This window comes from Paeniglutamicibacter sp. Y32M11, assembly GCF_019285735.1.
GTDB lineage: Bacteria > Actinomycetota > Actinomycetes > Actinomycetales > Micrococcaceae > Paeniglutamicibacter.
This window is the reverse complement of sequence record NZ_CP079107.1, coordinates 1,593,744-1,614,162: the sequence shown is the minus strand read 5'-3', so window position 1 is coordinate 1,614,162 and position 20,419 is coordinate 1,593,744. Positions and strand designations below refer to the sequence as shown.

20 protein-coding genes are annotated in these 20,419 nt (G+C 63.1%); 9 read left to right on the top strand and 11 right to left on the bottom strand.

What is annotated here, in order from left to right; genetic code table 11:
- Positions 1-3 precede the first annotated feature (3 nt).
- The 3 genes from KUF55_RS07015 to KUF55_RS07005 all read left to right on the top strand — a co-directional run bounded on the left by KUF55_RS07015 (position 4) and on the right by KUF55_RS07005 (position 3,243).
- The gene (locus KUF55_RS07015; protein WP_218818414.1) at positions 4-2,136 is read left to right on the top strand and encodes a 3-hydroxyacyl-CoA dehydrogenase NAD-binding domain-containing protein; all 2,133 of its coding nucleotides are present in this window, start codon (positions 4-6) and stop codon (positions 2,134-2,136) included.
- A 144-nt stretch (positions 2,137-2,280) separates the two neighbouring features.
- Positions 2,281-2,712: a Rieske (2Fe-2S) protein gene (locus KUF55_RS07010; RefSeq protein WP_132364925.1), complete on the top strand. Its 432-nt coding sequence runs from the start codon at positions 2,281-2,283 to the stop codon at positions 2,710-2,712.
- A gap of 51 nt (positions 2,713-2,763) precedes the next feature.
- Positions 2,764-3,243 carry a Rieske (2Fe-2S) protein gene (locus tag KUF55_RS07005; RefSeq protein WP_218818413.1) on the top strand — a complete coding sequence of 160 codons (480 nt, stop codon included), beginning with the start codon at positions 2,764-2,766 and terminating at the stop codon, positions 3,241-3,243.
- Positions 3,244-3,245: 2 nt separating this feature from the next.
- On the opposite strand, the gene KUF55_RS07000 is transcribed toward KUF55_RS07005, so the two are convergent.
- The 6 genes from KUF55_RS07000 to KUF55_RS06975 form a co-directional block, all read right to left on the bottom strand.
- Entirely contained in the window at positions 3,246-3,902 is a 657-nt protein-coding gene (locus tag KUF55_RS07000; protein WP_218818412.1) for a hypothetical protein, read from the bottom strand.
- Between the two features lie 46 nt (positions 3,903-3,948).
- A complete protein-coding gene (locus tag KUF55_RS06995; protein ID WP_218818411.1) occupies positions 3,949-5,388 on the bottom strand; it encodes an ATP-binding cassette domain-containing protein in 1,440 nt (479 codons plus the stop codon).
- Complete coding sequence (locus KUF55_RS06990) at positions 5,385-6,110, bottom strand: energy-coupling factor transporter transmembrane protein EcfT (RefSeq protein WP_255557363.1); 726 nt, start codon at positions 6,108-6,110, stop codon at positions 5,385-5,387. Before KUF55_RS06990 ends, KUF55_RS06995 begins: the two co-directional genes overlap by 4 nt.
- Positions 6,111-6,153: 43 nt before the next feature.
- Positions 6,154-6,960 (bottom strand): ECF transporter S component, encoded by an 807-nt coding sequence (locus KUF55_RS06985; RefSeq protein WP_132364920.1) that lies wholly within the window; start codon positions 6,958-6,960, stop codon positions 6,154-6,156.
- A 116-nt stretch (positions 6,961-7,076) separates the two neighbouring features.
- Positions 7,077-8,144, bottom strand: a complete 1,068-nt coding sequence (locus KUF55_RS06980) for a nucleoside hydrolase (RefSeq protein WP_218818409.1) — start codon at positions 8,142-8,144, stop codon at positions 7,077-7,079.
- Between the two features lie 3 nt (positions 8,145-8,147).
- Complete coding sequence (locus KUF55_RS06975; protein WP_218818408.1) at positions 8,148-9,131, bottom strand: aldo/keto reductase; 984 nt, start codon at positions 9,129-9,131, stop codon at positions 8,148-8,150.
- Positions 9,132-9,313: 182 nt separating this feature from the next.
- Here KUF55_RS06975 and argG point away from each other — a divergent pair, with 182 nt between their 5' ends.
- Positions 9,314-10,741 carry an argininosuccinate synthase gene (gene argG / locus KUF55_RS06970; RefSeq protein WP_132364917.1) on the top strand — a complete coding sequence of 476 codons (1,428 nt, stop codon included), beginning with the start codon at positions 9,314-9,316 and terminating at the stop codon, positions 10,739-10,741.
- Positions 10,742-10,837: 96 nt separating this feature from the next.
- Here the strand turns inward: argG and KUF55_RS06965 are convergent, their stop codons facing one another.
- Positions 10,838-11,152: a DinB family protein gene (locus tag KUF55_RS06965; protein WP_218818407.1), complete on the bottom strand. Its 315-nt coding sequence runs from the start codon at positions 11,150-11,152 to the stop codon at positions 10,838-10,840.
- A 26-nt stretch (positions 11,153-11,178) separates the two neighbouring features.
- Between KUF55_RS06965 and KUF55_RS06960 the strand changes: the two genes are divergently transcribed.
- Positions 11,179-11,844, top strand: coding sequence for a maleylpyruvate isomerase family mycothiol-dependent enzyme (locus KUF55_RS06960; protein ID WP_218818406.1), 666 nt, complete (start codon positions 11,179-11,181; stop codon positions 11,842-11,844).
- A 106-nt stretch (positions 11,845-11,950) separates the two neighbouring features.
- Here KUF55_RS06960 and KUF55_RS06955 read toward each other — a convergent pair whose 3' ends face one another.
- Together KUF55_RS06955 and KUF55_RS06950 are read right to left on the bottom strand one after the other, a co-directional pair.
- On the bottom strand, positions 11,951-12,679 hold the full coding sequence (locus KUF55_RS06955; RefSeq protein WP_218818405.1) for a hypothetical protein: 729 nt from the start codon (positions 12,677-12,679) through the stop codon (positions 11,951-11,953).
- Positions 12,679-13,323: a hypothetical protein gene (locus tag KUF55_RS06950; RefSeq protein WP_218818404.1), complete on the bottom strand. Its 645-nt coding sequence runs from the start codon at positions 13,321-13,323 to the stop codon at positions 12,679-12,681. The genes KUF55_RS06955 and KUF55_RS06950 overlap by 1 nt, the downstream gene beginning before the upstream one ends.
- A 246-nt stretch (positions 13,324-13,569) precedes the next feature.
- Here KUF55_RS06950 and KUF55_RS06945 point away from each other — a divergent pair, with 246 nt between their 5' ends.
- The 4 genes from KUF55_RS06945 to KUF55_RS06930 all read left to right on the top strand — a co-directional run bounded on the left by KUF55_RS06945 (position 13,570) and on the right by KUF55_RS06930 (position 18,917).
- Positions 13,570-15,291: an ABC transporter substrate-binding protein gene (locus tag KUF55_RS06945; RefSeq protein ID WP_218818403.1), complete on the top strand. Its 1,722-nt coding sequence runs from the start codon at positions 13,570-13,572 to the stop codon at positions 15,289-15,291.
- A 61-nt stretch (positions 15,292-15,352) separates the two neighbouring features.
- On the top strand, positions 15,353-16,351 hold the full coding sequence (locus KUF55_RS06940; protein WP_218818402.1) for an ABC transporter permease: 999 nt from the start codon (positions 15,353-15,355) through the stop codon (positions 16,349-16,351).
- Entirely contained in the window at positions 16,348-18,048 is a 1,701-nt protein-coding gene (locus tag KUF55_RS06935; RefSeq protein WP_218818401.1) for a dipeptide/oligopeptide/nickel ABC transporter permease/ATP-binding protein, read from the top strand. The genes KUF55_RS06940 and KUF55_RS06935 overlap by 4 nt, the downstream gene beginning before the upstream one ends.
- Positions 18,045-18,917: an ABC transporter ATP-binding protein gene (locus KUF55_RS06930; RefSeq protein ID WP_218818400.1), complete on the top strand. Its 873-nt coding sequence runs from the start codon at positions 18,045-18,047 to the stop codon at positions 18,915-18,917. The genes KUF55_RS06935 and KUF55_RS06930 overlap by 4 nt, the downstream gene beginning before the upstream one ends.
- A gap of 41 nt (positions 18,918-18,958) precedes the next feature.
- On the opposite strand, the gene KUF55_RS06925 is transcribed toward KUF55_RS06930, so the two are convergent.
- On the bottom strand, positions 18,959-19,636 hold the full coding sequence (locus KUF55_RS06925; RefSeq protein WP_218818399.1) for a lysoplasmalogenase: 678 nt from the start codon (positions 19,634-19,636) through the stop codon (positions 18,959-18,961).
- Between the two features lie 203 nt (positions 19,637-19,839).
- Entirely contained in the window at positions 19,840-20,412 is a 573-nt protein-coding gene (locus KUF55_RS06920; protein ID WP_132364914.1) for a hypothetical protein, read from the bottom strand.
- Positions 20,413-20,419: the final 7 nt, after the last annotated feature.

Genomic DNA, 20,419 nt, shown 5'->3' with positions numbered 1-20,419 from the left:
GCCATGAGCTCCAGCACCAAAGAAAACTTCGCTTCCCTGGCCGCGATGGTCCCGGACGAGATCATCACGCACTCGCTGATCGAGGATGTGCAACTACCCAGCGGTGCCACGATCGCGCTGCTGACCCTCGATAACGGTTTTGACCATTCCAAGCCCACCACGCTGGGCCCGAATACCCTGCTGGAACTGCACGCGAAACTTACCGAGCAAAAAAAGCGCGCGGCAGCAGGGGAAATCCAGGCACTGGCGCTCACCGGTAAACCCCACTACCTGGTCGCCGGCGCGGATTTGAATGGCGTCAAATCCCTGGCCTCACCGCAAAACGGTGCCGCCATGGCTTCTCTAGGTCACAGTGCCTACGATCTGTTGGCCGACCTCGGGGTCCCCACCTTCGCCCTCATCAATGGTGTGGCCCTCGGCGGTGGCCTGGAAATTGCTCTGGCCTGCACCTACCGCACCGTCTCCAGTGGAGCCAACGGCATCGGCCTGCCCGAGGCCTTCATCGGGTTGGTCCCGGGCTGGGGCGGAGTCTACCGACTGCCGCGCCTGATCGGACCCGAGGCAGCCATGACGGTCATGATCGAAAACCCGCTGAACAATAACCGCTCGCTTAACGGTGTAACTGCCGCCAAGCTGGGCATCGCCGACACATTGTTTGAATCCGCAGATTTCCTGGAGCAATCACTGCTCTGGGCAGATGCTGTACTCACCGGCGAGATAACGGTGCAGCGCCCCAACGCCGTGGAACCCAACGGCAACCCGGAGATCACCGCGCGTTGGGCCGCGGCCGCGGCCAAGGCGCGAGCCTTCGTGGAGTCCAAGACTTCCAATGCCGCACCGGCGCCAGCCAAGGTGCTCGATGTCTTCGAAGCCGGGGCATCCATCACCCAGACGGAATCTGCGGCACTGGAAATCGCCGCCCTGACCGAATTGATGCAGACCCACGCGTTCCATAACACCGTCTACGCCTTCCTGGACCTGGTCCAGAAGCGCTCCAAGCGCCCGGCCGGAGCACCGGATAAGAAGTTGGCTCGTCCCGTGAGCAAGGTGGGTGTTGTTGGTGCCGGGCTGATGGCCGGGCAGCTGGCGCTGATTTTCGCCAAGAGTCTGAAGGTGCCGGTGGTCATCACCGACGTTGACGCGGCCCGCGTAGAGAAGGGCCTTGACTACATTCATGGCGAGATCAACAAGCAGTTGGCCAAGGGGCGAATTTCCCCGGACGCCGCCAACCGCACCAAGGCCCTGGTGACAGGTTCGGTATCCAAGGCAGCCTTTGCCGATGCCGATTTTGTCATCGAGGCAGTTTTTGAGGAGTTGTCGGTCAAGAAGCAGGTATTTGCCGAGGTCGAGGCTGTTGTCTCCGCCGACTGCATCCTGGCAACCAATACTTCTTCCCTCTCGGTCACCGAGATGGGTCGCGATTTGGCCCACCCCGAGCGGTTGGTGGGCTTCCACTTCTTCAACCCGGTGGCCCAGATGCCACTGTTGGAGATTGTCCGTGCCGAAAAAACCAATGATGTGGCCCTGGCAACGGCCTTCGCGTTGGGCGCGGCACTTCGTAAAACCAGTGTTTTGGTTAAGGACAATGCGGCATTTGTGGTCAATCGCATCCTGCTGCGCCTGATGGGTGAGATTGCCAAGGCCTTTGATGATGGCACCGACGCCGCGACGGCCGATGGAGCCCTGCGCCCCATGGGTTTGCCGATGAGTCCGTTCACGTTATTGGCCATGGTCGGAATTCCGGTGGCCAACCACGTCTCGGAGTCGCTGCATGCTGCTTTCGGCGAGCGCTTCCACGTCTCGTCGAACCAGCAGACGCTGATCAAGAACTCCATCACCTCACTCTGGGTCCCGGCCGCCGACGGGACGGTAGAAATCCCCGCCTCGACACTGGAGCTGCTGGAGTTCGGCAACACGCCGAGTACGGCGGAGGAACTATTGGTTCGTACGCAGGATGCCTTGGCCCAAGAAATTGGGTTGATGCTCAACGAGGGCGTGGTTGCTGGTCCGGAGGACATCGATTTGTGCATGATCATGGGGGCAGGATGGCCCATGCATCTGGGCGGCATTACTCCGTACCTTGATCAGGTCGGTGCCTCGGTTCGGGCCAACGGAAAAACGTTCCACCAGGGCTAAGTTCTCCGCTCTATAAACATACAGCTGGCCGCGGCCCACGGGCTCAGTCCGTGGGCCGCGGCCAGCTGTATGCGGCGTGCGTAACCACGCAAAAAAGTCTGGTAGCCCACCGACGCTTCCCTCATTCTGAGTGACACTGTGGATATGAAACAATCCATCACGCTGCTGCCCACCCGCAGAGGAATTTTAGGCGCCTCCCTCGTGGCCGGCGCGGCCGTCACGTTGGTGTCATGCGGTTCCGGAGAAGAGGCAGCAAAATCTCCCGAAGCCACGGGAAATGCTACCGATGCGATCGCCGTGGCGAAGTTGCCCGTGTCGGGTACCGCTTCGGTCAGCATCGGGGGTGCCGGCTACCTACTGTATCGCCCCGATGAGACCACGGTGCTGGCCTACACTTCGGTCTGCACCCATCAGGGCTGCAAGGTGGGCACAGGCAGCGGCACCACCTTCAAATGTCCCTGCCACGGCTCGGAATATTCAAAGCTCGACGGCTCGGTAACCCAGGGGCCAGCTCCCAAGGCACTGACTCGCTTTGCTGCCGTGATCCAGGGCGATCAGGTCAAGATCTACCTCTAGGAACCACGCGCTTTCACCGTGGCGCCGGCCTAACGTGGGAAGATAGTGGTCATGAGCTCGTTTTCTTCCCCCAGCACCCGTCGCGCCTTTGTCGGCGGAACCATGGCGGCAGGCGCCACCCTGGCCCTAGCGGCCTGCGGTGACGGTTCTTCCGCCGCGCCGAACAATACTCCTTCGGCTCCCCCGGTCCCGGTCGGCGAGGGAGTAGTTGTTGCCACCACCGCTGAATTGTCCGTGGGCACCCGCTTGGCTGTTTCGGCGATTGCCACCCAGGGCGATACCGCCGGAAAAGAATCCGGCTACTTACTCTTCCGCCCCAGCGAAAAATCCGTGCTGGCGTACACGGCCATTTGCACGCATCAGGGATGCGCGGTGGGGACCAAGGCCCCCAGTGGCGAGGGCTTTTATTGTGCCTGCCATGGCTCGGCGTTCGACGCCACCGATGGCAAGGCCACAGCGGGTCCGGCCAGGGGGGCCCTCGAACGCTTCGCCGCTGAGATTCAGGGCCAGAACGTCCTGATCTTCATTTAGGTTCAGGCGTCAAACCCGCGGGCCATAAATTCAACGGTGCTCTCATCGAGTCCGGCCAGTGATAACCAGCCGGCCTCGGTGGGCGTGCCAGGTACCCGGTACGCGGTGACGTCCTCACCCCAGCTGGCACACACCACATCGTTTGCCGCGTCCACCCAGTGGGTTACCTTCAGTTCTCCATCCACCCAGGCCTCAAAACGTTGGGCACGCAGGGCAGCACTCTGCGGAATACTCAGGTCCTGGACTTCACCCACCCTGCGCACCATGGCATTGGGTTCGGCATGCGCCGTGGAATCCGCAACGGACGTGTTCATCAACAGCTCATCCAGGTGCCAATACGTCAGGGGCTCATCGGGTGTTTCCAGGGCCAGCTTCAGCATCAGGATCTCGCCGAAACTCGGCATTGATTTGGTGGGGAAGCGGCCCGACTCGCGGTGCGAGATGCTGGTATGCTCCATCAACTGATTCCGGAACGCGTTGACCTCCCAGTTATCGGTGTCCGGATCCATGCGGATGCGCGACTCAGCGCGGTATGGCTCGGGATCTGCATCGATGAGCAGCCGGGTCAAGAGCACATGGGCACTCAGCAGTTGGTATCGCACGCCGATGCGTTGTTGGTCCTTGACGAGTACTTCCCAGCGTTCAAAATCCGTGTGCACAGTACTCTCCGTCGTGGTGGTGACCCTGCCCCCAAATGATCACACTCTACCGGTGGCCCCGGTGACCCGCGTGCGCGATGGTAGCCCGTGAGGCTCTGAGTGCCGGTCTCATCCGGTGCACGCGGTGGGCACACGCCGCCAGAAAGGCCTCGTCGTGAGTGGTCAGAAGCACCGCCCCGCCTCGATCCACCACCGCGGTGATGACGGTGAGCAATCGAGCCAACCCGTGAGCGTCAAGGGCTTCACTCGGTTCATCCAGCAGTAGTACCGCCGGTTCGTGCACCAATACCGTGGCCAAGGCCACCAATCGGCGCACCGAGGCCGACAGCTCATAGGGGTGAGTGTCGAGGTATTCGCTCAGCCCCAGGGTCGCCAGCACACTCGGGATCCGGGAAATTTCTGCCCCACGCCGACGCAAACCAAAACCGACCTCACGACCCACCGTGCGCTCAAAGAGCTGGTCGGACGGATTTTGCAGGAGCAGTCCCACGCCCTTTGAACGCACCGCAGCCCCACCGATCCGTCCCGAACTCGGTGCCAGCAGGCCGGCGGCCGCCTTGAGTACCGTGGTCTTCCCGGATCCGTTCGGGCCGGTCAGCGCCACACACTCCCCTGCCCGAAGCTGCAGTTCAAGCCCACTGACCACGACGTCGGGGCAGCCCGGGTAGGCCAGCGCCACATCGGCACAATCCAGAAGTAGCTCCGGAGATTTTCGCGTTATGGGACGCTGTGCCGGTGCGACAGGTTTCAGACTCGCTGGGGCTGACGCGGTGGAGTTATGCAGAGCGCCCCCACGCAGGAAAAGTATCTGCTGTGCATCCGCCGCCAGGGAATCAAGGGCACGAGCCAACAGCACCAGTGCGGTTCCGGCGGCACGTAGGCGCCCCAGCAATTCCATCACCATCTGAGCTGCCTGGGTATCAAGTCCGGCCAGTGGCTCGTCAAGAACTAACACCGGTGGGGCATCGAGCGCCAGCGCTGCCAATGCCACCAGACGTTCCTGACCGCCGGAAAGTGTGCCCGGATCACGCGCCAGCAGGTAGCCCAACTCCAGTCGATCGGCCAGCTCGGTGATCCGCTCGTGCATCTGCTGACGCGGTACCCCGGCATTTTCCATCCCCAGGGCCAGTTCCTCTGCCACGGTTTCGCGTACCCCGGAGAGGTAGTGGCGCGCGTCTTGCGGCAGCATCCCGACGGCTCGGGCCCAGCCCACCGGATCAATGCGCACAGCACTGTCGCCACCATGACTAATTTGTTGTCCGGCCAGCCGCAGCGTCGCCTCAAGCTGGTCGCCCTCATGGCGCGGCAACATCCCGGCCAGGATAGCCCCGAGGGTGGACTTGCCGGACCCGGAGTCCCCCACAATTACCGTGAGTGATCCTTCGCTCAGCGCGAGGCTCATGGCGTTCAGGGTATTGCTGGTGGATCCCGAGTAGCGGAATTGCTCGAGCTGCAGGGTGAGTACGGTGGGCTTATTGGCGCTCATGAAAACCATCCCCAGCTCGGTGCCAGCACCGCCAGTGGGCCCAGCACCACGGCACATAGGCACGCAATGCGCAGACGTCGCTGGTTGGCCGAATCCGGAACGGTGCGCAGCCGGGTGTGCTGACCGGTTGCTGGAAAACCGCGTGCGGCTAGATGTGCGGAGCGGTCGGTGGCATCCTGCAGGGCACTGAGCACCAGTGGCACCGAACGCAGGGCCAGGCGCTTGAACCAGCCGCGAGGCCCGCGTCCCACCCGTGCCCCACGCAGGGCCTGAGCCTCACCGATGACTCGCTGACGCTGCTCCAGTCGCGGCAGTAAAAACAAGGTGGCGGCCAGCAGATACCCCAGCTGTGGTGGTGCTCCGGAGAGATCCACCGCGGCCACCAGATCGTGCCGTTGGATCAGTACCGTGCACAGTAGCCCGGCGATCACCAGAACGGCGGTGCGCAGCCCCAGCTCCGCGGCGGTGACCAACCCCTGCCCGGTGATGCGGATGGGACCGGCCGCCAGCAGTACGTGGGCACCCGTAGCATCGGTGAGCCCGTGGATTAATAATTGGGATCCCCACGCCGGAGCCAAGATGGCGGCCCCGAGTCCCACCAGGCGCCGGGCGCGCCCAGCCCATACCGCGATGCCCAGGCACAGCAGTAGCACCGCGCTGCTCAGCCACCATCGGGAAGCCGCCGTGGTGGTCGCCACGACGGCTGCGACAAGGGCAAGCACGGTAAAAGGGTGGACTGCTATGGTTCGGGACATCGGAGGAACGCTAGCGCGAGGTGCGGCGGCCGAGCACGTTGTAACGACGCACAAAAGCGAAACTGGCACTCAGACGACCGGGCAGGGCGTAGACCAGCAGGGCGGCCAGTAAGAAGACGATCGCTTTGTCTCCCGGATCGGAAATCAGCGCCTGCTTGGTCACGGCCCCCAGCAGCGAGTCACCCATCGATCTAAAGGCCGCGACCACCGCACCGGTACCCACACCCGAGGTGCCACCAAAAACGAAGGCGGCCACCGGTGCGGAGAGCACGCCGACCAAGACTCCCGTGACGAGACCCGCCACGGGTGCCAGGTAGGGACGGCGCAGCGCGCCGAAGCGGGCGGCGGAACCGGCTAGGAATCCGATCAGCGCGGCTCCGGCAGCAAAGGGCAGCACCGTGGGATTAAACAGCGACCAGATGAGCGTTCCGAGCACACCGGTGGCGGCTCCCGCTCGGCGTCCGGCCAGGAAACCCACCAACACGGTGCCCAGTGAGTCCAGGTAGAGCGGGATCATCACCGATCCGACAAATTGGCCCAGCACAATGTTCAGTGCCAACGCGACCGGGATCAGGGTGAGGGTGGAGACGGGGAGCTCCGGCAACACCGCTGCCAGCAGCAGAAGAGCGGAGATCAGGTAGGCGGCGAACGTGGCCAGCGCGACGCTTGCTCCCAGCCCATCGGTGAGGCCGGTTGGCTGTGTGAGCACCAGGGTGATGTAGGTGCCGGCCAACAAGACCACGGCCGCGGCGGCCATGAGTCGGCGGCGCAGCAGATGGCCGGGTGCGATGTCGGGCAGGGTCAGATTCGGTGACATGAGAGAAATTCCTCGCAGGCGAGCGGGGCACCGCCGGGGATGCCGGTGGAGCCAGAAGATACGAACAGGACCTAATGTCACCTCGGTCCGGTCATCGATTCTAGCCGACGGTGCCCCTAGTTGGTTTCTAGCCGTGCAGCGAGCGCCCCGATGCGCTGAACCAGCTCGAGGAACCCTGCCTGCGGATCATTCCAGGAAACAACCGAAGCGTTTGCGGCCTTGCCCCACAGAGAGCGGAAGTCTGCGACGGTGGTGCCGAACAACAGCGGAGACTCGGTTTCAACATCGATGGTGGCCGGGCGGCTACGGTACTCCAGGGTGCCTGCGGCAATTCCCGCGGCAAAATAGTCATGCACGTGGGCGATATAGCCCTGATCGTAGGCGCGATGAAATTCGAAGTAGAAACGCAGCGCGTCGGAGAGGTAGCGCACCAGTGGGTTCGAGGCCGTGCTGCGGGTGCCCTCCGGGTCTTTCGCATCGACGATCTCCGGTTCGGTGCAGCCTGCTGCCGCGGCCAGATCGGTGAGTAGCGAAGGATCCATTTCGAAGCGTTCGGTGGTATCCAGTGAACAAACGATCGGCAGCTTGTTGGCATCCAGCCCCGCCGCTGCCGCGGCACTGTAGGCGGCATACACCTCGGCTGCGGCGTGCGGATCCACGTGCGTGTTCCACTCCGCCGTGGGTGTGGTGTTGCCCTGATGATAAAAGGCTCCACCCATGATCACCACCCTGCCCAAGAGCCACGGTAGTTGCGGTTCGCGGCGCAGAGCTAGGGCGAAGTTGGTCAGCGGGGCGCTGAGCAGCGCCGTCAACTCCCCCGGGTTGGCGCGGGCCTCCCGAATCCAGAAATCGACGGCGTCCTGCCCGGATTCCGACTCTTGCGCCGGCGTGGGGTTCGGCAGCATGGCGTAGCCAACTCCCTGGGGTCCATGAGTTTCCTCGGTGGTGACCAGCTTGATGCGCAGTGGAGCGCGCGCACCGATGAGCACCGGCACCTGGGGTTGCCCGCACAGCTCCAACAGCGCCCGGTTGTTCGCCGCGACTTGATCCGCATCTACATTGCCCGCGGTGGAGGTGACGGCGACTATCTCCACGTGCTCGCAGGCGCTGAGATAGGCCAGGGCCAGCGCGTCGTCGATTCCGGTGTCGTTATCCAGCAAAATTCTGGTGCGTGGCAGATGCATGGGCTAGAAAAGAGCGATCTTCGGGACGCGCGGGAAGATCGAGTCCAGTTCGCTCAGGTCCTCGACGGAGGGCTTCCAGCTGGCCGCGGCGGCGTTCTGGCGGATTTGTTCCGGCTTGGTGGCCCCGGCGATGACGCTGGCTACGGCCGGTTGGGCGGCGAGCCAGGAGAAGGCGACCTCCAGTTCGGTGAAGCCGCGTTCACGGGCGAAGTCGGAGAAGGTGCGCAGTTGCTCGAAGTCCGCGGTGTTCATCAGGTGGGTCCGGGCGTGGGTCAGTCGGGATCCTTCCGGCGCCTGCCCAGAAGAGTATTTGCCGGTCAGCAGGCCATTGGCCAGGGGGAAGTAGGGTAGCAAGCCCAGCTCAAAGGCTTCGGCGGCCGGCGCTACCTCGAGCTCGGCACGGCGGTCCAGCAGGTTGTAGTGGTTCTGTGTGGAGACAAAGCGCGCGCCTCCGGAGATGCGGGCGGTAAATTCGGCCTCGGCGATCTGCCATCCGGCGCGGTTGGAGTGCCCCAGGTAGCGAACCTTGCCGGCGCTGACCAGATCATCAAGTGCCGCGAGGGTCTCGGAGATCGGGGTCAGCGGATCCGGTGTGTGGAATTGGTACAGATCGATGTATTCGGTGCCCAGCCGGCGCAGCGAGGCCTCCACGGCGCGGACGATGTAGCGGCGCGAGCCGCGGGCACCGAAGTCGTTGCCGTTGACCCCGCCCATATCCATCCCGAACTTGGTGCCGATCACTACCTCATCGCGGCGGTTTCCCAGCGCCTTGCCGAGCATGGTTTCCGAGAGCCCGGGTGTCTTGCCGTAGGTGTCGGCCACGTCGAAGAATGTGATTCCCGACTCAAGTGCGGCGTTGATGACGGCGTCGGTTCCGGCTTGGTCCTCGGTTGCGGTGCCGGCACGGCCCAGGTTGTTGCAGCCAAGCCCGACGGCCGAAACCACGAGCCCCGAATTGCCCAAACGGCGATACTCCACAGTGCTCATAAGGATTCATCCCTTCAAATAATTATGCATCCGCTACTACCCGCGGAGGCTTCGCTTACACGGATCAGCAACCACGTGTCCGAAAAAACCAAGTATGACCTGCCTTTCGGGACGTTGTATGTCGTCCGGCAGTCTTGTCATTATTCCTCGGAAACTCCCAAACACGCTATAGGATGGGGAACATGTCTAAAGTCCTCACCTCCCTGCCCGTTGGCGAACGCGTAGGTATCGCGTTCTCCGGTGGCCTTGATACGTCCGTTGCTGTTGCCTGGATGCGTGAAAAGGGTGCCATCCCTTACACGTACACCGGCGACCTTGGCCAGTACGATGAACCGAATATTGATGCAGTCCCGGGCCGCGCCCTGGAATACGGAGCCGAAGCCGCTCGCCTGGTTGATTGCAAGCCTGCCCTGGTCGAAGAGGGCCTCGTGGCTCTGGCCTGTGGCGCCTTCCACATCCGCTCCGGCGGCAAGACCTACTTCAACACCACACCATTGGGTCGCGCCGTCACCGGCACCCTGCTGGTGCGTGCCATGCGTGAAGACGGCGTGGATGTGTGGGGCGACGGTTCGACCTACAAGGGTAATGACATCGAGCGGTTCTACCGCTACGGTCTGCTCTCAAACCCGAAGCTGCGCATCTACAAGCCGTGGCTGGACCCGGCTTTCGTCCAGGAATTGGGGGGACGCTCGGAGATGAGCGAATGGCTGACCGCACGCGACTTCCCGTACCGTGACTCGGCCGAAAAGGCTTACTCCACCGACGCCAACATCTGGGGCGCCACCCACGAGGCCAAGACCCTCGAGCTGCTGAACACCTCCCTGGAATCGGTTGAACCGATCATGGGCGTTCGCTACTGGGATGATTCGGTTGAGGTTAAGACCGAAGACGTTTCGGTCACCTTTGAGGCCGGCCGTCCGGTCGCCATCAATGGTGTTGTCTTCACCGACGCCGTGGCCCTGGTTGACGAAGCCAACAAGATTGGTGGCCGTCATGGTCTGGGCATGAGTGACCAGATTGAGAACCGCATCATCGAGGCGAAGTCTCGCGGCATCTATGAAGCCCCGGCCATGGCCCTGTTGCACATCACCTACGAGCGTTTGCTTAACGCCATCCACAACGAAGACACCGTGGCCAACTACCATGCAGAAGGCCGCCGTCTGGGTCGCCTGATGTACGAGGGCCGCTGGTTGGACCCGCAGGCATTGATGCTGCGCGAGTCCCTGCAGCGCTGGGTTGGATCGGCCGTCACCGGTACCGTGACCGTGCGCTTGCGCCGCGGCGAGGACTACACCGTGCTCGACACCGTGGGACCGAACCTCAGCTACCACCCCGACAAGCTGTCGATGGAGCGCGTTGGCGACTCCGCCTTTGGCCCGTTGGATCGCATTGGTCAGCTGACCATGCGCAACCTGGACATCGCCGATTCCCGCTCACGTCTGGAGCAGTACGCTGCTCAGGGCCTGCTCGGCGAGAAGACCGTGAAGCTCGTCGGCGAACTCGAAAACGGCGGCGCGTCAGCGATCGTTGATGCCGAGGCCGTTGATGCCGATGATCTGGCTTCCGATCGCGCCCTGGAGCGTGCTGCCTTCGATTCGGGCACGGACTAGAAGCATCATGCCGGTGGCCCCATTGGGTTACCGGGACGGGCGGGGCCTTTTACCGAGTTATCGGTCAGGGGCCCCGCCCGTTTTTTGTATCACGCGTCAAACGCGTTTTTCGAGGGCGTCAAGGTCGCGCACGGCAAAACGGAGATGTTCCCACTCCTCGGACAGGATCACGTGCAGGCAGGACAGCGTGCTCTCACTGCGGTCCGGGTTCCACGGGTTCCGCGTCGCTTCCCCCAACTTGTCGGGTTCGAGGCCGGCCAGAAATTCGCGCACCATGGCCACACGCCCGGCCCTAGCCTTGAGCACCTCGGGGTATTCGGGAACTCCCAGTGCGAGGACGGACGTATCGAAACCTGCCTCCGCGAAGCCGCCGGTGGGCAGACCCAGCGGCTTGCTAGACTCCTTGACCATACCTGTTGCCCCTGTTCGGAGAAACCATGTCCCAGAAGATCTCACGGAACCAGCTCTGGTCCTGGGCTCACGCCGAGCGCTCAGCTCTAGCCCGGGATCTTGCCGACCTCGAGGTTGAACAGTGGGCAATGGGTTCGCTCTGCGGACGCTGGAGTGTGGAAGACGTCGTGGCGCACCTGACCGCAGCGGCAAGCATTGGTCCGGCGCGGTGGGTCGTCAGCGTCGTGGGTGCCAAGTTCGATTTCGACCTGCACAACGATCGACGGCTGGCCGAACACCGTGGTGCAACACCGGCCGATACCTTGACACGGTTTCGTACGATCCAAACCAGCACCACCTCGACGTTTGGCCCGATCGAAGCCTGGGTAGGTGAAGTACTCATCCATGCTCAAGATATCCGCCATCCGCTGGGGATCAAACACCGGAGCAACGTCGATGCCGCTACGGCTGTCGCCCATTTTCTGGTCAAGGGCGACTTCACGGTTCCGAGCAAGAGCGCCGGTGCCGGGTTGCGGCTCGAGGCCACCGACGGGTCATTTGCCGTGGGTGAAGGTCCATTGGTCAGCGGCCCCACGATTGCGCTGGTGATGGCCCTGGCTGGTCGTGGGGCCTATTGCGAGCAACTCACGGGAGATGGCGTGAAAATTTTGTTTGCTCGCGCGTCTCCTAGCGGCCGCCGTAATGAGGCATAACGGCTAAGGGTTCGCGGCTCCTTTCTACGCCGATCCGCCTATCTCAACCACCATCACCATCTTTATACGCGGTGGGGAGGGTGACTCGACCCTAGGGCAGCGCTGCCTAAGAACCCGTTGTTGCGATGAGTTCTTTATGGTCACATACCCGCCGCTGATCCTGCGCACCGCGCAGCCAGTGGATCATCCTGTACATCAACTGCGTCGCGCCGGGCATAAAACCCGACCCGTGGTGGAATGAAGCATCCATGGTGCTCACCACGACCTCGGCGGGAAATGTTCCGGCATCAAAGTACATCAGCGTATTGGTGTGTCCGGGGATGGCCCGGTATGCGTTGGACCACGGATCCGTCGGGTCTGACGTCTGTTCATGCTCCGCAAGGGCCTCGAGCCGAACCAGCGGAACCGCCGTTTCGGGGTGGGTCAGCACCCCGTGGTAGTGCCAGTGCACCGCATCTTCGGCGAGACCGTCCCAGAATGGATGGTCCAAGTTCACGGAGCGGCGCCCAACGTCCTCGCCGATCCTCCAGGCCCAGAAGTTCGTGCCACGCAACGTCTCGGTCGTACCCGGCAGCCAGTCGCCAACCGAGTTTTCCCCGTCGATATACATCCGTGCCCCGGGCGTCTCTAAGAAGTCCACGAGGATCGGTGCGATGCGCGCAAGCACACCCGGGTGCAGTCTGGCCCCGACGTAGACCGCGTCGAACCCGTCAAGATCACCCGGCTGCAGCTCGGGGGCATAGACATCCCGCAGGTCCGTGGCGCGGATGGCCGGATCTAACAGGTCAGCAAGGTGAAAGAAACTGCCGGTATGAATGAAGGCAACCCGGTTCATTACGCCACTTCCTGCAGCGCTACGGCGCCCTCTAAGTAGGCAAGTGTCCGCGCGCCAAAGTCGGCGGCGGAGGTGCCCGGGCGGGTGAATGCACTCATGTCATTGCCCAGATGCATGAGGACCTCACCGAGTCCGAGCGGATATGCGACGTCCACCGGAAGGCAGCCCTGCCCGATCCCCGTGATAACCGTCGCATCCTCGGGGAGGTCCACCAGATAGGCATGAGCGTAGAAGCCCGCCACCCCGATATGTTCCAAATCCGCAAAGGTGTGGGTTCCGGGAACGCCCGTGTTGAAGAGCAGATCGCATCGGTCCACACCTTCCCAGATGGGGTGTTGCCCCATCGCGGTGAGCCACAGATCCCGGGTGGTATGAAAATCGAGATTGCGGTGCGCGGGCATCTTCTCGACAAATCCCCGCAGTGGATGGCCGTTGATTAACATTCGTCCACCTGCCCGCACCCATGCCGAAAGCCTGTCGGACCTCGCGGCCAAGAAGCGCTGGTCGCACGCCCCACCTACCGTGATGCCCGCAAATTTCTCGAGGTCGATCTCGTCGAGATCGTAGACGTCGCGGACCGCCACGCGTGCGGTGTCTTCCGCCGGCGAGGCCGGTCGTTGAACAAGTTGAAGGATCTGAGGCATCAGGGCTCCTGAGTCAAAATTAAGAGATGAAACAATCGCATAATTGCACATTGTCAATACAGGTATACCTTAATCCGGCTCATTATCTCTTGTCGTGACGCCCTGCGGCATTCTTAATACTGAACAGTGATCGGAGTTTGCCGGATCAACTTAGGTAAGGGTAACCTTTGCTTGGCCGTTATCGTGGTCGGGGATCTTTCACCGTACGCACCCGGCCGTCGTCGCCATCACCCGATTAGAGGATCCATGATCATTCACCACCAGCGCGCCCTATCCGTTCTCGGTGCCGCCACCTTGCTGGCCGTCACTTTGACTGGTTGTTCCAGCACCGCGAAGTCCAGTGCCGCCGCGAACACGGAGTTGACCGGCCCCGCCACCGCCGAGGAACTGACCATTGCGCTGGACAAAGACACCGGGCCGATCAACCTCTTTTCCGGTGCCAGCGACCAGCTCATCGAACTTGTTTACGACAAACTGTTGTCTCCCTCGCCGTATGTCGATGAACCGCAGCCTTGGCTCGCCACCCAAGTGCGCCAGATCGACCCGGGCACCTGGGAAGCTGACCTTCGTACGGACGTCAGCTGGCAGGACGGCGTGCCATTCACCCCGGATGACGTGGTGTTCTCATTCGCGTACATGCACCAGGCCCCTACCGGCCGCTACACGCACCACGTCAACGACACCCCGTATGTTGAACGAGCGGTGAAGGTCGATGCTGACACCGTCCGCTTCGAGTGCCGCGATGCCTGCCCCGATTTAGCCCGGGTTACCCTCGCCGACCTGCCCATCGTTGCAGAACACATCTGGACGGACATCGATGCCGCCGAAGCCAAAACCATCCAAGAGCTGCCAATCGGCACTGGCCCATACCAGCTAACCTCTTACAGCCCCACCGAGGGCTACACATTTACAGCAAATAAGGACTACTTCGCCGGTGAGCCCACGGTCAAGACCCTCACGATGCCGGTCATCACCGACCAGTCGGCGACTTTCACCGCCCTGCAGTCCGGCGAAATCGATGCCACCACCCGCAAGCTGACTCCGGAACTAGTGTCGCAGTTCGACAATTCCCCAAACGTCGATACCATCGCCACCCAGGCGCTCAGCTTCCCGGAAATTAAGATCAACTACTTGAACGAGCCGATGGACAACGGCGACTTCCGCAAGGCGTTATCCAACGCGATTAACAAGGAACAAATGCTTGACGTGGTCGCACTGGGCCAAGGTCGCACCGCATCCTCCGGCTACCCGCATCCGGATGCACCCTTCGCCAACCCCGATAATTCGACTCCCACCGACCCGGATGCATCGATCGCAACCTTTGATGGGTTGGGCTACACGGACACCGACGGTGATGGGATCCGTGAAATCGACGGCGAACCCATCATCTTGACGACCTACGTGAACTCCGGTCTTCCACAGGATGTGCGCGCCGCTGAATTAGCAAAGGAAGACCTGGAAAAAGTCGGCATTGGTATCGAGATCGAGGGTATGGATGCAGCCACTCTCACCGAGCGCTCTGCTAAGAAGTCATACGACCTGTTGATGAGCACCATTGGCGCCCACGGTGTAGCGGACTCGGATCAGTTCGTCATGTCTCACCGAGCGGGTTACCTCTGGACCTCGGGTCTGGCGTGGGAGCAATGGGATGAAACCTACGCCAAGTGGCTGAAACAGACCACCCACAATGGCCGGTTGGCGGTCCTACAGGATCTGCAGACCATCCAAAACGAGGCCCCCACCACCATCCCGCTGTATTACCCCGAAGAGCACTGGGCCGTCTCGCAGAACTACGGAGGCTGGGTCGAAAGCCCGGGCTACGGCATCATGCAGAAGTGGTCCTTCCTGCCGGCGGACGTCGTCACCGCAGCCCACTCCGGGAATGCCCAGGCCATCGTCGAACTGACCGACACCGCGCCAGCTGCCGAGGTCACCGAGCCCCCGGCCTCCGAAGAACACCAGCACTAAGCCCCGGTCCGGCCGGTCATTCCCCCCAACCAGCCGTTCCCGGTTCACGAGGAAGTCACAGATGAAGATGCAAGACAGGAGCTGGGTCTCCCGCTTTGGACAGCATGCCACGGTGTTGTGGGTGGCAGTCACCCTCAACTTTGCGCTGCCCCGGCTGGCACCGGGTGACCCGGCCCTGGTCATGTACACCGGCGAGGGCGTTCCGACGCCGGAGGAGCTTGCCGAACTCGGATCGCTCTACGGCCTGGACGAACCGGTAATGACGCAATACGGCAGATTCTGGCTCAATCTGCTGCACGGCGATCTGGGCCTGTCCACCGGTCACAACCGCCCGGTGGCCGAGGTGCTTCTCGAGCGGCTTCCCTGGTCCTTCGCCCTGGTGGCACTAGGGCTGATCGGAGCGATCTTGGTGGGGACACTGTTGGGCGCCCTTTCGGCCTGGCGCCGCGAATCCGGCCGACCCGCACGCGAGAAGGGCCTGCTCGTCACGGTGCTCGCCGTCGACTCGATGCCAGGGTTCTGGATCGGCATGTTACTGATCGCTTTGTTCTCCGCCCAGCTGGGCTGGCTTCCTTCCTATGCCTCCGCGGCGCTGCCCGAGGGCAGCGGTGCCGCACTGCTCGAATCCATTCGCCGGCTCATTATGCCCGTCCTCACGATGATTATCACCTCGATGGGCACCTACTACCTGCTGGCACGTGCCTCGATGGGCACGGTGTTGGGTGAACCATTCATCCGCTTGGCCCGCGCTAAGGGCCTGCCCGAACGCACCGTCGCCGCCAAGCACGCGCTGCGCACCGCGCTGCTGCCCATCACCACCAACGCGGCGATGGCCGCCGGCTCACTGGTTTCCGGGGCCGTAGTCATCGAGACCGTGTTCTCCTACCCGGGCCTGGGCAAGGTCATCGCCGACGCAGTCGCCGCGCGTGACTACCCCTTGCTTCAGGGCGCCTTCCTCCTCGCGACTCTCGGGGTCATCGTGGCAAACATCGTCGCCGATGCGCTTTACCCCCTGTTGGATCCGCGCGTGCGGAAATCACGAGAGGTGATCCCCGCATGAATTCCCGCTTCTTGAGATGGCGCGTCCTCTCCGTCACCAGCCGCATTGGTATCGTGATTGTGCTGAGCCTCTGCGCCGTAGCGATCTTTGCACCGTGGATCGCACCCTACGATCCCCTCGAACGCGTCACCCGGCCGTTCGCCGCTCCCTCTCTGAACCATCTGCTCGGTGCCGACGACGTCGGGCATGACCTGCTCAGCGTGCTGATCTTCGGTGCCCGACCCTCGCTGTTGGTGGGCCTGATCGCCGCGATCGCCGCAACGGTGATCGGCATGGCCGTGGGCCTCACCGCCGGTTACCTGCGCGGAGCGGTCGACACGGTGCTGATGCGCATCGTCGACGTGGTGCTCGCGCTTCCCGTGGTGCCGCTGACCCTGGTCATCGGCGTGGTGGCAGGGCCCGGGCTCAAGACCCAGATCATGGTCATCTCGATCGCCCTCTGGGCGCCGATGGCACGAGAGCTGCGCGCCCAGGTGCTCTCGCTGCGCGAACGTGACCACATCCAAGCCCTGCGGGCCATGGGCGCACCCCATAGCTACGTGCTCATCCGCCACGTGGTGCCGGCCATGGGCACCCTCGTGGTGCCGCAGCTGGTGCTCGCGGTCAAGGGCGCGGTCCTGCTGGAGGCTTCGTTGGCCTTCTTGGGGCTGGGAGACATCACCTCCATGAGCTGGGGCATGATGCTCAGCGTCGCCAACGAACGCGGCGCCTTCCTCACCGGCGCCTGGCTCTGGTGGGTTCTGCCCCCGGGTGCCCTGATCGGACTGACGGTATTGGGCTTCGCCCTAGCCGGAGGCGCCGTGGAATCGACCACCGGCGCGCGTCCAGCCCAGAAGGCGAAAGAAATCGCACCCACCGCCGGGCCGGCACCGGCAACCGGCATGACCAGTGCGGATATTTCGCTGTTGCGCACCGTCGGACTCACCGTGCGCTACGGCGACGGGCCGGAGGCCACCGACGCGGCCACCGAGGTGAACCTCAGCATCAACCGCGCTCAGGTGCTGGGGCTGGTCGGTGAATCGGGGTCGGGCAAGTCCAGTGTCGCCGCAGCCATCGTTGGCCTGATGTCCCCCGCTGCCAGGATCCAGGCCGGGAAAATCCTCTTTGACGGGACCGACCTGTTGACCTTCTCCGCGCCCGAGCGACGATCGCTGCTCGGCGAACGCATCGCCTTCGTGCCTCAAGAAGCCCAATCGGCACTGAACCCTGTCTACCGCATCGGCGAGCAGATCTCCGAGGCAATCCTCGTGCACAGTAACGGCACCCGGCTCCAAGCCCGGGAACACGCCGGCGAGCTGCTTGAACTAGTGGGGCTGGACCGCACCAAGTACCGGGCCTACCCACACCAGCTCTCCGGAGGCCAACGCCAACGCGTGGTCATCGCCATCGCGTTGGCTAACGATCCCGAGCTCTTGGTCGCCGACGAACCCACCAGCGGCCTGGATGTGCTGGTGCAGCAGGAAATACTCGACCTGCTCCAGGAACTGCGCGACAGGCTGGGGCTGAGCATGCTGATTGTCACCCACGATTTGCCCGTCGTGGCGCACCTGGCTGACAGCATCGCCGTCATGCGCTCGGGCCACGTGCTGGAACAAGGCTCCGCCCATAAGGTGCTCAGCGATCCGCAGCATCCCTACACCCGACGCCTGCTGGCCTCCATGCCGGACATGAGCGACTTCGAGAGGACCCTGTCATGATCGAGACCCAGACATTTGCTGCCCCCGCGACCGAGCGCCACGGCTCCCCCACAAGCCCTCCGCACCAGGCGGTGTTGCGCGTCTCGGGGCTATCGGTGCGCTACGGCAATTCCCTGACGGTACGAGATGTCGATCTAGAACTGTACCCCGGGGAGACAGTGGCCCTGGTTGGCGGCTCGGGTGCGGGAAAATCGACGGTCGCCAAGGTCATCGCCGGACTAGTGAACCCCGCGGCCGGGTCCATCATCCTGGAGGCCCCCGGCACCCCGGGGGCAGGGTCACACCGGGTTGACCTCTTGGCGGCACCGGCGGAGGTGCGGCGTACCGCACGGCGCGAGGTTCACCTGCTGATGCAAGATCCCTATGCCTCGTTGCCCCCGCACCTTCGGATCCTGGACGTCGTTTGCGAACCGCTAGCCATACATCGCATCGGCGCCCCCGTGACGCGACGGGAAGCCGCGGCGGCGGCCCTGTGCTCCGTAGGTCTTGACCCCGAGCGTTATGCTCGCCGCTTCCCGCATGAGCTCTCCGGTGGTGAACGCCAGCGTGTCGCGTTCGCCCGGGCCGTGGTGACCCGGCCAGCGGTGATCCTCGCTGACGAGCCCACCGGCATGCTTGATGCCACGCTGCGCTCGGAGGTCTCGGCCCTGATGGGGAACCTTGCCCGGCAGAACGGCACGGCGATCCTGCATATCACCCACGATCTCGCACTCGCTGCGCAGAGTTGCGACAGGGTCATCGTGATGGCCGACGGTGCCATCGTTGAACACGGGCCCACCTCCCAGGTGTTGCATAACCCGCAACACTCGATGACGCAGCGGCTGCTGGCAGCAGCCATCCGTGGGGCCAGGCGCATGCGCGCGGCCTAGTCGGCAGCCATCACCCATGCCCGCCCGTTGATTTCGCCGTGCTACGGTTGCTGGCGACCGGTACGCTGCCCAACGGCCGCGGCGATCAGGCCCTGGCCAGCCACATAGCTGAGCATGATCCAAAACGACGCTCCGGGCAGCTCCCATGTGGTGAAGGAACGCAGCGCAATGAGCCCGTCGGAGATCAGGAAAATCGCCCCGCCCACCCCGGCAAGGCTCCCGAGTCCGGTGGACAGCATGGCCATGAGCATCAGTGCCAGCCCATAGATCAGCACCGGAACCAGCAGCACTCCGGCACCCGGGGCGCAGGCGAGGACCAATGCGGTAAACACGGCGAGATATGGCAGAGCCGGCAGCGCTCTGCCCGCCACGGAGCTATGGCGATATGGCCAGAGGGCGGCGATGTAAAACAGCTGGGCCATCAGGAAGAACCCGACCATCACCAGGAACCCGCTATCACCGTCCATGAAGCGCGGCGCGGTGTCCCCCAGCCAGGAAAAGACGACGGCGATGAGCACCAGTCTGACCAGTCGCGGGCGTTTCGCCGAGGTCGCGCAGTACAAGGCCCCAAAGAGCAGTGGCATCAACAGGATCTGTGTGACATCTGCGAGGATCCCCTCCGCCGCGACGAGCTGCGCCAGAAGGTGGAGCGCAGTGACCAGGGCTAGGGCCGCGGCAAAGCCAACGGGTGCCAGCTTCTTCCCGGTCATCGTGGTCATTGGCGCTCTGACAGCGTCCCGATCCAATGTCTCTCCCCCCGGTTCAACCCGTCGCTGGCACGTCCAACAGAGCGTATCCCCAAGCATCGGCTCCGGGCAATGCCCGCAGATATCACCTGCCGGACCAACAGTTGCGCCAAAAGAAATGATGGTCCTCCGAAAAAATCCGGAGGACCATCAACAAGGGTGAAGCTACCTGGTGATTAGACGAGGCTGAAGGTGCCCTTGGCCGGCAACGGGAAGGCCTGCTTGGCAGATTCCGGTGCTTCGTAGGGAGCCGTGGCAATCGAGAGCTTGGTGAAGTCAAGCTTGGCTTCACGCAGGCAGGTCTTGATGGCCGCGACGGCCTTCTTGGGCTCCGGGGACAGAATGCGGATGTTTAGCTTGCGGGTGGCGAAGTCGGTGGACTCCACCGTGCCCAGTCCACGCCATGCCAGGTGCCCGGTCAGGGCCTCCTTGGCCGTGGTCTGCAAGTACTTGTCACGATCGGTTCCGGTGGCGGTCTTCAGCGCGTACTGCACAAAGACCCAGCCCTGCTGCTCATCGGTGATCGCCACGAAGCCATCTTCTTGGCACTGCTCGGCGAACGCGGCCAGCAGGCTTTCCGCGGTGGCGTCGGTGACGTCCTTAGCGGTTTCGGTGCTGGAGACGTGACCGACGGTGCCGTGGTTAATCACAAACTGTCCCAGTTCTTCGCCCTCGTAGGTGGAGAACCAAGCCTCGCGGAACTTCAGGGTTCCGTCGTCGTCACGGCGGTAGGTGCGGAGTATTGACATGCGGTGG

Coding starts and splice junctions, on each gene's coding strand:
- KUF55_RS07015 (WP_218818414.1), top strand. CDS start 4: ATGAGCTCCAGCACCAAAGAAAACTTCGCTTCCCTGGCCGCGATGGTC.
- KUF55_RS07010 (WP_132364925.1), top strand. CDS start 2,281: ATGAAACAATCCATCACGCTGCTGCCCACCCGCAGAGGAATTTTAGGC.
- KUF55_RS07005 (WP_218818413.1), top strand. CDS start 2,764: ATGAGCTCGTTTTCTTCCCCCAGCACCCGTCGCGCCTTTGTCGGCGGA.
- KUF55_RS06995 (WP_218818411.1), bottom strand. CDS start 5,388: ATGAGCGCCAATAAGCCCACCGTACTCACCCTGCAGCTCGAGCAATTC.
- KUF55_RS06985 (WP_132364920.1), bottom strand. CDS start 6,960: ATGTCACCGAATCTGACCCTGCCCGACATCGCACCCGGCCATCTGCTG.
- KUF55_RS06980 (WP_218818409.1), bottom strand. CDS start 8,144: ATGCATCTGCCACGCACCAGAATTTTGCTGGATAACGACACCGGAATC.
- KUF55_RS06975 (WP_218818408.1), bottom strand. CDS start 9,131: ATGAGCACTGTGGAGTATCGCCGTTTGGGCAATTCGGGGCTCGTGGTT.
- argG (WP_132364917.1), top strand. CDS start 9,314: ATGTCTAAAGTCCTCACCTCCCTGCCCGTTGGCGAACGCGTAGGTATC.
- KUF55_RS06965 (WP_218818407.1), bottom strand. CDS start 11,152: ATGGTCAAGGAGTCTAGCAAGCCGCTGGGTCTGCCCACCGGCGGCTTC.
- KUF55_RS06960 (WP_218818406.1), top strand. CDS start 11,179: ATGTCCCAGAAGATCTCACGGAACCAGCTCTGGTCCTGGGCTCACGCC.
- KUF55_RS06955 (WP_218818405.1), bottom strand. CDS start 12,679: ATGAACCGGGTTGCCTTCATTCATACCGGCAGTTTCTTTCACCTTGCT.
- KUF55_RS06950 (WP_218818404.1), bottom strand. CDS start 13,323: ATGCCTCAGATCCTTCAACTTGTTCAACGACCGGCCTCGCCGGCGGAA.
- KUF55_RS06945 (WP_218818403.1), top strand. CDS start 13,570: ATGATCATTCACCACCAGCGCGCCCTATCCGTTCTCGGTGCCGCCACC.
- KUF55_RS06940 (WP_218818402.1), top strand. CDS start 15,353: ATGAAGATGCAAGACAGGAGCTGGGTCTCCCGCTTTGGACAGCATGCC.
- KUF55_RS06935 (WP_218818401.1), top strand. CDS start 16,348: ATGAATTCCCGCTTCTTGAGATGGCGCGTCCTCTCCGTCACCAGCCGC.
- KUF55_RS06930 (WP_218818400.1), top strand. CDS start 18,045: ATGATCGAGACCCAGACATTTGCTGCCCCCGCGACCGAGCGCCACGGC.
- KUF55_RS06925 (WP_218818399.1), bottom strand. CDS start 19,636: ATGACCACGATGACCGGGAAGAAGCTGGCACCCGTTGGCTTTGCCGCG.
- KUF55_RS06920 (WP_132364914.1), bottom strand. CDS start 20,412: ATGTCAATACTCCGCACCTACCGCCGTGACGACGACGGAACCCTGAAG.